The organism is Burkholderia latens (assembly GCF_001718795.1).
GTDB lineage: Bacteria > Pseudomonadota > Gammaproteobacteria > Burkholderiales > Burkholderiaceae > Burkholderia > Burkholderia latens_A.
This window is the reverse complement of record NZ_CP013435.1, coordinates 605,923-618,319: the sequence shown is the minus strand read 5'-3', so window position 1 is coordinate 618,319 and position 12,397 is coordinate 605,923. Positions and strand designations below refer to the sequence as shown.

Here is a 12,397-nt window from a genome sequence, read left to right as displayed (position 1 = left end):
AACGCACGCCTTGACTACGCTGATTTGCGGCTCGCTCGCCTACGACAACATCATGACCTTCGAAGGCCGGTTTCGCGAGCACATCCTGCCCGACCAGGTTCACCTTCTGAACGTGAGCTTCCTCGTGCCGACGATGCGTCGCGAATTCGGCGGTTGCGCGGGGAACATCGCTTACGCGCTGCACATGCTCGGCGGCGACGCGCGCATCATGGCGACGGTCGGTGCAAACGACGCCGACCGCTATCTGGAGCGCCTCGACAGCCTCGGCATTTCTAAGGCCAGCGTGCGCGTGGTGCCCGACGCGCACACCGCGCAGGCGATGATCACGACCGATCTCGAGAACAACCAGATCACCGCATTCCATCCGGGCGCGATGATGCAGTCGCACCTGAACCGCGCAGACGAAGTGCCGGGCGTGAAGCTCGGCATCGTCGCACCGGACGGCTTCGACGGGATGGTCCAGCACGCCGAGCAATTCGCGAAGGCCGGCATCCCTTTCATCTTCGACCCGGGCCAGGGCCTGCCGCTGTTCGACGGCGCGACGCTGCGCCGCATCATTGAACTCGCGACGTTCGTCGCGGTCAACGACTACGAGGCCAAGCTCGTGAGCGACAAGACGGGCTGGTCCGAGAAGGAAATCGCCAGCCGGGTTCAGGCGTTGATCATCACGCGCGGCGAGCACGGCGCTACCATTCTTCACAAAAACGGCGAAGAACAGATTCCGGTCGTGCAAGCAGAGCGCGTCGTCGATCCCACCGGTTGCGGCGACGCGTTCCGGGGCGGCCTGCTGTACGGCATCGAGAACGGCCTCGACTGGGCAACCACGGGCCGCCTCGCGAGCCTGATGGGCTCGATCAAGATCGCCCACCAGGGGCCTCAAACTTACGCACTGACGCGCGCCGATATCGACGCGCGCTTCGAGGCTGCCTTCGGGTACAGTCTCAAATGAATATTGTGGGAGAGCAAAGATGTTGACCAAACAAACCCTCACGCTCGCGGCCATGCTGACGGCCACGTTCACGCTCGCCGGCTGCTTCACCCCGCCGGGTTCGGCGGACGTCTATAGCGTCGGTCAGGCGCAGCGCGAACAGACTGTACGCATGGGCACGGTCGAAAGCGTCCGCGCGGTGCGCATTCAGTCCGACGGCGGCGGCAGCGCGATCGGCACGCTCGGCGGCGGCGCGCTCGGCGCGGTCGCCGGCAGCGCGATCGGCGGCGGCAAGGGGTCGATCCTGACGGCCATCGCGGGCGGCCTCGTCGGCGCGGTCGCCGGGAACGCGGTTGGCGAAAACCTCAGCACCGCGAACGGCGTCGAAATCACCGTGCGCCTCGACAACGGCGATCTGCGTTCGATCACGCAGGCCGCGAGCGGCGAGATGTTCCGCGCCGGCGAGCGTGTGCGACTGCTGTCGAGCGGTGGCGTCACGCGCGTCACGCACTAACGAGCATCCTCAGCGCGCGGTGCAAACCGCGGTCGAACGCATGTGCGCAGCCGCACATGCGTTTTTTTTCGTCCACACTCGGCCACCGGCCCGTGTGTGGACGAATCCGGACGAAAAAAATCCCGCCACCTGAGCCAGATGGCGGGATCGATTGAGTAGCGCTACTCAACCCGCGGACACCACGTGAGTGTCCGGGTAGTACGGGTCAGCCGCGATTACGGACGGCTGCCGGTCGGGAACGGCCATGCCGCTGCCGGGTTGAGCGCGGTCTTCACGCCCGATGCCGGCGCAACCGACGCAGTCGACGCGGTGGTTGCCGGTGCAGCCTTCTTCACGACGGCCTTCTTCGGAGCAGCAGCCTTCTTCGCCGGAGCAGCAGCCTTCGGTGCAGCAGCCTTCTTCGCAGGGGCGGCCTTCTTCGCAGGCGCAGCCTTCTTCGCAGCGGCCTTCTTCGCAGGCGCAGCCTTCTTCGCTGCAGCCTTCTTCGCAGGCGCGGCCTTCTTCGCTGCAGCCTTCTTCGCCGGTGCGGCCTTCTTCGCTGCAGCCTTCTTCGCCGGTGCGGCCTTCTTCGCTGCAACCTTCTTCGTTGCGACCTTCTTGGCTGCAACCTTCTTCGCTGCGGCCTTCTTCGCCGGTGCTGCCTTCTTGGCTGCAACCTTCTTCGTTGCGACCTTCTTTGCCGCGACCTTCTTAGCAGCAGCCTTCTTCGCCGGTGCTGCCTTCTTCGCGGCGACCTTCTTCACCGCGACTTTCTTCGCAGCAACCTTCTTCACTGCAGCGGCCTTCTTCGCCGGAGCAGCCTTCTTCGCAACGGTCTTCTTGGCAGCGGCCTTCTTAGCAGCCGGTTTTTTCTTGGCAGTAGCCATGTTGTTCTCCTTCAGGTTCAGATGAGAGTCAGTTCAAACTACACCCTTCGTCAAAACCCGCTTCCCGCGGACGCTGTTCAGCACGTGCGCTTCGAAGCGGGCTATTCATCGGCGTACGCGGATACAGCGCGCTTACGCTAATGAATACGGTATGGCGCGCGTGACCCCATGGCCTCGCGCGCCAAATCAAGTCGGCAGCCGGCGCACCTCGCGCCGCTACCCCTAATCGCTTGATCAAGCGGATCGCCACATGGCTGTCCGCTTTTTCCGGAGGGAAGTTTGCCCATCCCACTGAAGGGTTCGCAAAGTGCCGATCATGTCGTTGGGCCGTTAAGGCACCGGGCATGCTTTGCATCAGGCGTTCTTGCTCCTAAACCTTGGACCGGGGCCGAGAGGCCACCGGCTGCTCCATCATGTGACGGGTTCGCTGCTGCGGGTTATTCCCAGGACAGCGCGCCGCCCGTCTGATACTCGATCACTCGCGTCTCGAAGAAGTTGCGTTCCTTCTTCAGGTCGATCATCTCGCTCATCCACGGGAACGGGTTTTCCTTGTTCGGGAACAGCGGATCGAGGCCGATCTGCTGGCAACGGCGGTTGCTGATGAAGCGCAGATAGCTCTTGAACATCGACGCGTTCAGACCCAGCACGCCGCGCGGCATCGTGTCCTCGGCGTAGCGGTATTCGAGTTCGACAGCCTGCTTGAACAGCTCGCGGATCTCCGTGCGGAATTCCGCGGTCCAGAGATGCGGGTTTTCGAGCTTGATCTGGTTGATCAGGTCGATGCCGAAATTGCAGTGCATCGACTCGTCGCGCAGGATGTACTGATATTGCTCTGCAGCACCCGTCATCTTGTTCTGGCGGCCGAGCGCGAGAATCTGCGTGAAGCCGACATAGAAGAACAGGCCTTCCATGATGCAGGCGAACACGATCAGCGACTTCAGCAGCTTCTGATCCGCTTCGAGCGTGCCGGTCTTGAAGGCCGGATCCGTCAGCGTATGGATGAACGGGATCAGGAATTCGTCCTTCGCACGGATCGACGGTACCTCGTGGTACGCGTTGAAGATCTCGCCTTCATCGAGACCGAGCGATTCGACAATGTATTGATACGCGTGCGTGTGGATCGCCTCTTCGAACGCCTGGCGCAGCAGGAACTGCCGGCACTCGGGCGCCGTGATGTGGCGGTACGTGCCCAGCACGATGTTGTTCGCGGCGAGCGAGTCGGCCGTCACGAAGAAGCCGAGGTTGCGCTTGACGATGCGGCGCTCGTCCTCGGTCAGACCGTTCGGGTCCTTCCAGAGAGCGATGTCGCGGGACATGTTGATTTCCTGCGGCATCCAGTGGTTCGCGCAACCGGCCAGATACTTTTCCCACGCCCACTTGTATTTGAACGGCACCAGCTGATTGACGTCAGTCTGGCCGTTGATGATGCGCTTGTCCGCAACGTTGACCCGCGCTTCCGAACTGCCTGCGGGAACAGCCGATGCTTGCGGCGGCACCGCGAGATCGCCTTCGAAGATGTCACGGACCTGATGGGCGGCGGGCGTTGCAGCCTGCATTCCGACAGCCATCCCTGCGGAGGTGCGCAACGCATTTTGCTGCGCTCCGCTCGCGGGGGTTACGGCAGTCTTCTCGTCATCCCAGTTGAGCATAAATTCTCACCATCAATTTAGAACGGTTTGTACCATCTTTTCCTGAGCGATAAAAGGGTTCGCTCACGAAAAATCCTTTTTTCGATTCGCGTTGCGACCTCGATACAACACTTTGAGCAACGCATCGTCGTTCATGCAGAGCGCGACGCGTGTCGCGCATGTATCGCGAGGTGCGCTCGACGCATCGAACGCTGATCGAAACGCGACGTCGTCGGGGATGTTTCGATCGCTTGTCACTGCTTGCAACGCAGATGTCGCGTTACAGATTCCTTATCATTTTTTTAGTAGAGAGCGGCGCACACTTCAACCTCGATCGGTTGCCGTGCGCGCCGCCCGAACCTTCTTCAGGTCATGCGCGCTGCGTTACTGGCACGCTTCGCACTCGTCGAAGCCCGGATCGCCCGGACGCATCGTGCACACCGGACCATCCGCTTCGACCGGCGCAAGTGCTGCAGCCGCGCCGAGCGCGCCCGACGACGCATCACCGCCCGCCGCACCGAAGCCGCCTGCTGCGCCTTGCGCGCCGCCGCTGCCCGAACCACCACTCGTCGGCACTGCGTTCAGCGCGCCGTGCGCGACCGTCGACTTCTCGACGTGCGTCGCCGCCATCGTGCGCAGGTAGTACGTCGTCTTCAGGCCGCGCAGCCATGCGAGCTTGTAGACCTCGTCGAGCTTCTTGCCCGACGCGCCGCCCATGTAGATGTTCAGCGACTGCGCCTGGTCGATCCACTTCTGGCGACGCGATGCAGCTTCGACCAGCCACGTCGGGTCGACTTCGAACGCGGTCGCATAGATCGCGCGCAGATCGGCCGGGATGCGGTCGATGCGCGACAGCATGCCGTCGAAGTACTTCAGGTCGGCGACCATCACCTCGTCCCACAGGCCGCGCTCCTTCAGGTCGCGCACGAGGTATTCGTTGACCACCGTGAACTCGCCCGACAGGTTGGACTTCACGTACAGGTTCTGGAAGGTCGGCTCGATGCACGCCGACACGCCGATGATGTTCGAGATCGTCGCCGTCGGCGCGATCGCGACGCAGTTCGAGTTGCGCATGCCGTGCGTCGCGATCCGCGAACGCAGCGCCGTCCAGTCGAGCGACTCCGACGTGTCGACCTCGACGTAGCCGCCGCGCGCTTCCGCCAGCAGCTTCAGCGTGTCCTGCGGGAGGATGCCGCGATCCCACAGCGAGCCGCGGTAGCTCGAGTAGCGGCCGCGTTCCTCGGCCAGCTCGGTCGACGCGTAGTAAGCGTAGTAGCAAACCGCTTCCATCGAACGATCGGCGAACTCGACAGCCGCCTGCGACGCGTACGGCGTGCGCAGCAGGTGCAGGCAGTCCTGGAAGCCCATGATGCCCATGCCGACCGGACGGTGCTTCAGGTTCGAGTTACGCGCCTTCGGCACCGCGTAGTAGTTGATGTCGATCACGTTGTCGAGCATGCGCATCGCGACGCTGATCGTGCGCTTCAGCTTGTCGTGGTCGAGCGCGTAGCTGCCGTCGGCCTGCTTCACCAGGTGGGCGACGAGGTTGACCGAACCCAGGTTGCACACCGCGATTTCGGTGTCGCTCGTGTTCAGCGTGATTTCCGTGCACAGGTTCGACGAGTGGACGACGCCGACGTGCTGCTGCGGCGAGCGCACGTTGCACGGATCCTTGAACGTGATCCACGGGTGGCCCGTCTCGAACAGCATCCCGAGCATCTTGCGCCAGAGCTGCTGCGCCGGGATCTTCTTGAACAGCTTGATCTCGCCGCGCGCGACCTTGTCTTCGTAAGCCGTGTAAGCTGCCTCGAACTCCGCGCCGAACTTGTCGTGCAGGTCCGGGCACGTCGACGGCGAGAACAGCGTCCATTCGCCGCCCTCCATCACACGCTTCATGAACAGGTCGGGAATCCAGTTCGCCGTGTTCATGTCGTGCGTGCGGCGGCGATCGTCGCCGGTGTTCTTGCGCAGCTCCAGGAATTCCTCGATGTCGAGGTGCCACGATTCGAGGTACGCGCACACCGCGCCCTTGCGCTTGCCGCCCTGGTTGACCGCGACCGCCGTATCGTTGACGACCTTCAGGAACGGCACCACGCCCTGCGACTTGCCGTTCGTGCCCTTGATATGCGAGCCGAGCGCACGCACGCGCGTCCAGTCATTGCCGAGACCGCCGGCGAACTTCGACAGCAGCGCGTTTTCCTTCAGCGCTTCATAGATGCCGTCGAGGTCGTCCGCGACCGTCGTCAGGTAGCACGACGACAGCTGCGAGCGGTGCGTGCCCGAGTTGAACAGCGTCGGCGTCGAGCTCATGAAGTCGAAGCTCGACAGCACGTTGTAGAACTCGATCGCGCGCGTTTCGCGGTCGATCTCGTTCAGCGACAGGCCCATCGCGACGCGCATGAAGAACGCCTGCGGCATTTCGATGCGCGTGCCGTCGACGTGCAGGAAGTAGCGGTCGTACAGCGTCTGCAAGCCGAGGTAGCCGAACTGCAGGTCGCGGTTCGCGTCGAGCGCTTCGCCGAGACGCTTCAGATCGAACTGCAGCAGCTTGTCGTCGAGCAGGCCGGCGTCGACGCCGCGCTTCAGGAACTGCGGGAAATATTCCGCGTAGCGGGCCGACATCTCGGCCTGGACGACTTCCTCGCCGAGGATCTCGCGGCGGATCGTGTGCAACAGGATGCGGGCCGTGACCTGGCTGTACGCCGGATCCTTCTCGATCATCGTGCGCGCAGCGAGGATCGCCGAGTCGTAGACCTGGCTCATCGGCACGCCGTCGTACAGGTTCTTCACCGTTTCCGCGACGATCGGGTCAGGGTTAACCGCGGTGCCGAGACCGTCGCATGCCGACACGATCAGCGCGCGCAGCGCGTTCATGTCGAGCGGGCGCGTGACGCCGTTGTCGACGACGTTGATGCCGGTGCTCGACTCGCCGCCCGCTGCCGCCGCTTCCTCGCCCGCATGCTGGCGCTCGAGATGGCGCTTCTCTCGATACAGCACGTACGCGCGCGCGACGTTGTGCTCGCCGCCGCGCATCAGCGCGAGTTCGACCTGGTCCTGGATGTCTTCGATATGGAACGTACCGCCGTTAGGACGGCTGCGCACGAGCGCGCGCACGACGTTGTGCGTGAGCTGCTCGACGAGTTCGCGTACGCGCGCCGATGCCGCGCCCTGCCCGCCGTTGACGGCCAGGAAAGCCTTGGTCACCGCAATCGCGATCTTCGAAGGCTCGAACGACACCACGCTGCCGTTGCGGCGGATCACCTTGTAGTCGGCGAACGTGGCCTGCGGCGCGAGCGCCTGCGCGCCCTGTTCGGTCCCGCCGAGCGGACGGCTCGAGGCGCTCTCGTACTGGGACGTCGCGTTGTCGGTGGTTTGCATGTGCAAAGCTCCTGGTGTTGGATGGTGCGGAGAGAACCGCGGATTAAAACGAACGCTGCGCGATGCGGTGCGCGAGCGGTAAGAGGCGAGCGATGCGTCGGGGAGGCCGGGCCGGCCGATGCGCGACAACAACCGGTCCGGTCGTGTGCTTCGTCATGTATACCCCGCCCCGTCGAAGTTCGCTGCGCTTGATCGCGACGCCCGGACCGCCCGGCCTGGCGCGTCGCCCTGAGAACCCTGTCCGCCGGCGTTGGCCGCCGGCCGGTGCCGCTCGGGTTTTCCCTGCGACACACACTATATCTAGTACAGAACTGCTCAATCGGCACCAAGTATAGTGGACATTCGGACGAGGTCAAAACGGAGAATTTGCGCTGGAGGCCTTGACATCACCCCTGCCCCGCGCAGGCGCAGACGTGACAAGGCATTGGTCGGAAAAAAAAATTTCTCCGGCTCAAAAACCCTGCGCTCAGTGCTGACGGAAAGGAAAGTATTCGGCCGAAAAGCCGGCATCGCGTGCAAAGCGTTGCCAATCGAAGTGCGGGCCGGGATCGGTCTTGCGGCCCGGCGCGACGTCGGAATGACCGGCCACCGCATCGATCGGGTAGCGCGCGGCGAGCGTGCGTGCGAGCACGCCAAGCGTCGCGTACTGCGCGGCGTCGAACGGCACGTCGTCAGCGCCTTCGAGCTCGATGCCGATCGAGAAGTCGTTGCAGCGCGGCCGGCCGAAGAACTCGGACGCGCCGGCGTGCCATGCGCGCTCGTCGCACGACACGAACTGCACGAGCTCGCCGTCGCGGCGGATCAGGAAATGCGCGGACACGCGCACGCCGCGCAGGTGGCTCTGGTAATAGGGGTGCGCATCGCAGTCGAGACGATTCAGGAACAGCGCCTCGATCGCATCGCCGCCGAACTCGCCGGGCGGCAGGCTGATGTTGTGGATGACGACGAGGGTCGGCACCGCGCCCGCGGGCCGCGCCTCGAAATTCGGCGACGGCGCGTGGCGCGCGTCGCGCACCCAGCCGTTCGCATCGACCGACAGCAGCGCCGCGTCGCTCATCGGGCGTCGTGGCCGTTCGCGCGGGCGCCGTGGCGCTGCGCGTGCTCGGTGCTGCAGAAATACTCGCCGCCCATGGCGACGGCGTCGCCCTTCGGCGCATGCACGCCGCATTCCGCACAGCGCACCATCGGTTCGGGCAGCGAGCGAGCGTCGCCGTTCGCCCCCGACGCGCCGGCCCCGCCGTGGCCACGGGCGCCGTCGTAACCGTCCGCGCGGCCCGTGCGCGCCTGCGCGTGCTCCTGGGCCTGGCGCAGCTTGCGCGCAAGCCACGAGCCCGCAAAGAAGAGAAGTATCAGGAGAAGAATCTGTCGCATCGGAAACCTGCGTTCAAACCACGGAGCGGTGCAGCAGCACCTCGAAAACGAATCGGCTGCCGACATACGCGAGCAGCAGCGCGGCAAACGACACGAGCACCCAGCGTGCGGCGCCGCGCCCGCGCCAGCCCGACGTCTTGCGCGCGACCAGCAGGCCGCCGAACATCAGCCACGACAGCACCGCGAACACGGTCTTGTGGTCGAGCCGCAGTGCGCGTGCATCGACCTGCTCGCTGAACAGGATCCCCGATGCGAGCGTGAGCGTCAGCAGCACGAAGCCGGCGCCGATCAGGCGAAACAGCAGTTTTTCCAGCGTGAGCAGCGGCGGCAGCGTTTCGAGCCAGCTCGCGATCCAGCCGGTCGAGCCGTCGCGCCCGCCGCTTCTGAGCGACTGCAGGCGCCGCTCGACCATCAGCATCAGCACCGCGTGCAGCGCGGCGATTGCGAAGAGGCCGTACGCGATGTTCGCGATCAGGAAGTGCAGCTTGAACAGCGGCGCTGCGGCATAAGGCAGCACCCGCACGCCGCCGAACACCAGCGGCAGCAGCGACGCGCCGCACGCGAGCGGCAGCACGAGCAGCCGCAGGCTGTCGAGCGGGAAGAAGAAACTCTCGATCCAGTAGATGCCGGCGCCGAGCCAGAACATCGCCGACAGCGCAAACGCGAAGCCGAAGACCATCGCGTCGTGCGGGAAGATCGTCATGTGCAGCAGCACGCCGTGCGCGACGAGCGCTGCGAACAGCAGCGCGCGGCCGGCTCCGCTCATCCCCGACGCGGCGGAGGCCGGCATCGGCACCGCCGGCACGCTCGCAACGAGCGGCGCCGCGCCCTGACGGTGCGTGCGCCAGCCTGCGACGGCGAGGCCGCCGTACAGGAATGCGGTGAGGGCATACAGTACAATATCCATGTTCGAAGTTTACACTAGGCCCCCTTCCCGCGACGGCTCCCTTTGTTCGGTTCCGTTGCGCCTTCGGGCCCCACTGTCCATCGCTCCCCATGCTCGACAATCTCACTCAACGGATGGCGCGCGTCGTCAAGACGCTGCGCGGCGAGGCCCGGCTCACCGAGGCGAACACGCAGGAGATGCTTCGCGAGGTGCGTCTCGCATTGCTGGAGGCCGACGTCGCGCTGCCCGTCGTCCGCGAATTCATCGCCAAGGTCAAGGAAAAGGCGCTCGGCGAGGAAGTGATCAGCAGCCTGTCGCCGGGCCAGGCGCTCGTCGGCGTGGTGCAGAAGGAACTGACCGCCGTGATCGGCGGCGACTACGAGGGCAAGGCCGCCGAGCTGAATCTCGCGGTCACGCCGCCGGCCGTGATCCTGATGGCCGGCCTCCAGGGCGCCGGCAAGACGACGACCGCCGGCAAACTCGCGAAACTGCTGCGCGAGAAATACAAGAAGAAGGTGCTGACGGTGTCGTGCGACGTCTATCGCCCGGCCGCGATCATGCAGCTGAAAACGGTGAGCGAACAGGTCGGCGCCGACTTCTTCCCGTCGACGCCAGACCAGAAGCCCGTCGACATCGCGCTCGCGGCCGTCGACTGGGCGAAGCGCCATTACCACGACGTGCTGATCGTCGACACGGCAGGCCGCCTCGGCATCGACGAAGCGATGATGCAGGAAATCGCCGCGCTGCACGGCGCGCTGAAGCCGGCCGAAACGCTGTTCGTCGTCGACGCGATGCTTGGCCAGGACGCGGTCAATACGGCGAAGGCGTTCAACGACACGCTGCCGCTCACCGGCGTCGTGCTGACCAAGCTCGACGGCGACTCGCGCGGCGGGGCGGCGCTGTCGGTGCGCCACATCACCGGCAAGCCAATCAAGTTCGTCGGCGTCGCCGAAAAGCTCGACGGCCTCGAGGTGTTCCACCCGGACCGGATGGCAAACCGGATCCTCGGCATGGGCGACATCCTCGCGCTCGTCGAGGAAGCGCAGCGCGGCGTCGATGTGCAGGCCGCGCAGAAGCTCGCCGACAAGGTCAAGAAAGGCGGCGACTTCGACCTGAACGATTTCCGCGCGCAGATCTCGCAGATGAAGAACATGGGCGGCCTGTCGTCGCTGATGGACAAGCTGCCCGCGCAATTCCAGCAGGCGGCGGCCGGCGCCGACATGAGCCAGGCCGAGAAGTCGATCCGCCGGATGGAAGGGATCATCAGCTCGATGACGCCCGCGGAGCGCGCGAAACCCGAGATCATCAAGGCGACGCGCAAGCGCCGCATTGCGGCCGGTGCGGGCGTGCCGGTGCAGGAAGTCAACCGGATGCTGAACCAGTACGACCAGATGCGTACGATGATGAAGAAGCTGAAGGGCGGCAACATGCAGAAGATGATGCGCGGCCTGAAGGGCATGATGCCCGGCATGCGCTGATTCCGCCCGCCGGCCGGCGCGCGGGTTTTTGCCGTAGCGCGCGCCGCCCGTTCTGCCTCATCCTTATTCGTATACCGACCGCTCGCCAGAACACATGAACCGCGAAGAAGCCCTCCACATTTTCGACCACTCCGAAGAGATCGTCTCGGCCGACGCCGTCAACGCCTCGATCGCCCGGATGGCCGACGCGATCCGCGCCGAGATCGGCGACGCGTTCCCGCTCGTGCTCTCGGTGATGGGCGGCGCCGCGGTGTTTACCGGGATGCTGCTGCCGCATCTCGATTTCCCGCTCGAATTCGACTACATCCACCTGACCCGCTACCGCAATACGACGCAGGGCAGCCCGGAAATGCACTGGCGCGTCGCGCCGCGCGAATCGGTGAAGGACCGCATCGTGCTCGTGCTCGACGACATCCTCGACGAAGGCGAAACGATGGCCGCGATCCGCGACCGCATCCTCGACATGGGTGCGAAGCGCTTCATGTCGGCGGTGCTGTGCGAGAAAACGCTCGCGAAAGCAAAACCGCTGCACCCGGACTTCTGCGGCTTCTCGGTGCCGGACCGCTACGTGTTCGGGTGCGGGATGGACGCCAAGGGCTACTGGCGCAACCTGCCGACGATCCGCGCGCTGACCGCGAACGTCTGACCGCCCTGCCCGCTCCATAACGAAAAGCGGCGCCCCGGTTTCCCGGGGCGCCGCTTTTTTTGTCGGCCGGCCGCGCCGCCCGCGCTACGGCTGCAACTGGTGGACGAACGCGCGAATGCCCGCCAGCAGCATCTCGACCGAGATCGCGACGAGCACGAGACCCATCAGCCGCTCGAACGCCGCGACGGTCCGCTCGCCGAGCCACGCCTGGATCCTTTCGGCCAGCACCAGCGTGATCGCGCACACGATCATCGTGACCGTCAGCGCACCGACCCACTCGAACATCTTGCCGGGCGCCTGCGAGGTCAGCAGCATCACCGTCGCAAGCGCGGACGGCCCGGCGAGCGCCGGAATCGCGAGCGGCACGATGAACGGTTCGCCGCCGGCGCGCGGATCGCTGCCGAGCGCGCCGTCCGGATGCGGGAAGATCATTCGCAGCGCGATCAGGAACAGCACGATCCCGCCGCCGAGCCGCAGCGACAGGTCGGTAAGGCTCATCATTCGCAGGAATCGGTCGCCGACCACCATGAAGAACAGCAGGATCACGAACGCGATCCCCACTTCGCGCAAAATCAGCTTCACGCGCCGCTCGCGCGGCACATCCCGCATCGCCGTGATGAACAGCGGGATGTTGCCGAGCGGATCCGTGATCAGCACGAGGAGCACGGTGGCCGACAGGAAGGTGTATTCCACCGTGTCTCC

12 protein-coding genes are annotated in these 12,397 nt (G+C 64.9%); 4 read left to right on the top strand and 8 right to left on the bottom strand.

Going from position 1 to position 12,397, the window contains the following annotated elements:
* The first annotated feature begins 10 nt into the window (after positions 1 to 10).
* The gene (locus WK25_RS02895) at positions 11 to 949 is read left to right on the top strand and encodes a carbohydrate kinase family protein (RefSeq protein WP_040143355.1); all 939 of its coding nucleotides are present in this window, start codon (positions 11 to 13) and stop codon (positions 947 to 949) included.
* 19 nt (positions 950 to 968) lie between these two features.
* A complete protein-coding gene (locus WK25_RS02890) occupies positions 969 to 1,442 on the top strand; it encodes a glycine zipper 2TM domain-containing protein (protein WP_040143354.1) in 474 nt (157 codons plus the stop codon).
* 215 nt (positions 1,443 to 1,657) lie between these two features.
* Here WK25_RS02890 and WK25_RS02885 read toward each other — a convergent pair whose 3' ends face one another.
* From WK25_RS02885 to WK25_RS02860, 7 genes are all read right to left on the bottom strand, one after another.
* Positions 1,658 to 2,308 carry a histone H1-like DNA-binding protein gene (locus WK25_RS02885; RefSeq protein ID WP_040143353.1) on the bottom strand — a complete coding sequence of 217 codons (651 nt, stop codon included), beginning with the start codon at positions 2,306 to 2,308 and terminating at the stop codon, positions 1,658 to 1,660.
* 28 nt (positions 2,309 to 2,336) lie between these two features.
* Complete coding sequence (locus tag WK25_RS29875; RefSeq protein WP_080294561.1) at positions 2,337 to 2,663, bottom strand: hypothetical protein; 327 nt, start codon at positions 2,661 to 2,663, stop codon at positions 2,337 to 2,339.
* A gap of 82 nt (positions 2,664 to 2,745) precedes the next feature.
* Positions 2,746 to 3,957, bottom strand: a complete 1,212-nt coding sequence (locus WK25_RS02880) for a ribonucleotide-diphosphate reductase subunit beta (protein ID WP_069240952.1) — start codon at positions 3,955 to 3,957, stop codon at positions 2,746 to 2,748.
* 363 nt (positions 3,958 to 4,320) lie between these two features.
* Positions 4,321 to 7,314, bottom strand: a complete 2,994-nt coding sequence (locus tag WK25_RS02875; protein WP_040143351.1) for a ribonucleoside-diphosphate reductase subunit alpha — start codon at positions 7,312 to 7,314, stop codon at positions 4,321 to 4,323.
* Positions 7,315 to 7,780: 466 nt separating this feature from the next.
* Positions 7,781 to 8,371 carry a 1,6-anhydro-N-acetylmuramyl-L-alanine amidase AmpD gene (gene ampD / locus WK25_RS02870; RefSeq protein ID WP_040143350.1) on the bottom strand — a complete coding sequence of 197 codons (591 nt, stop codon included), beginning with the start codon at positions 8,369 to 8,371 and terminating at the stop codon, positions 7,781 to 7,783.
* Positions 8,368 to 8,685, bottom strand: coding sequence for a PP0621 family protein (locus WK25_RS02865; RefSeq protein ID WP_069240951.1), 318 nt, complete (start codon positions 8,683 to 8,685; stop codon positions 8,368 to 8,370). Before WK25_RS02865 ends, ampD begins: the two co-directional genes overlap by 4 nt.
* Before the next feature lie 13 nt (positions 8,686 to 8,698).
* Positions 8,699 to 9,592: a cytochrome C assembly family protein gene (locus WK25_RS02860; RefSeq protein ID WP_040143348.1), complete on the bottom strand. Its 894-nt coding sequence runs from the start codon at positions 9,590 to 9,592 to the stop codon at positions 8,699 to 8,701.
* Between the two features lie 89 nt (positions 9,593 to 9,681).
* On the opposite strand from WK25_RS02860, the gene ffh reads away from it, so the two are divergent.
* Positions 9,682 to 11,049 carry a signal recognition particle protein gene (ffh, locus tag WK25_RS02855; RefSeq protein WP_040143347.1) on the top strand — a complete coding sequence of 456 codons (1,368 nt, stop codon included), beginning with the start codon at positions 9,682 to 9,684 and terminating at the stop codon, positions 11,047 to 11,049.
* Positions 11,050 to 11,143: 94 nt separating this feature from the next.
* Entirely contained in the window at positions 11,144 to 11,695 is a 552-nt protein-coding gene (locus WK25_RS02850; RefSeq protein ID WP_009688452.1) for a hypoxanthine-guanine phosphoribosyltransferase, read from the top strand.
* Between the two features lie 84 nt (positions 11,696 to 11,779).
* Here WK25_RS02850 and WK25_RS02845 read toward each other — a convergent pair whose 3' ends face one another.
* Positions 11,780 to 12,388 (bottom strand): MarC family protein, encoded by a 609-nt coding sequence (locus tag WK25_RS02845; protein WP_040143346.1) that lies wholly within the window; start codon positions 12,386 to 12,388, stop codon positions 11,780 to 11,782.
* Between the last annotated feature and the right edge of the window lie 9 nt (positions 12,389 to 12,397).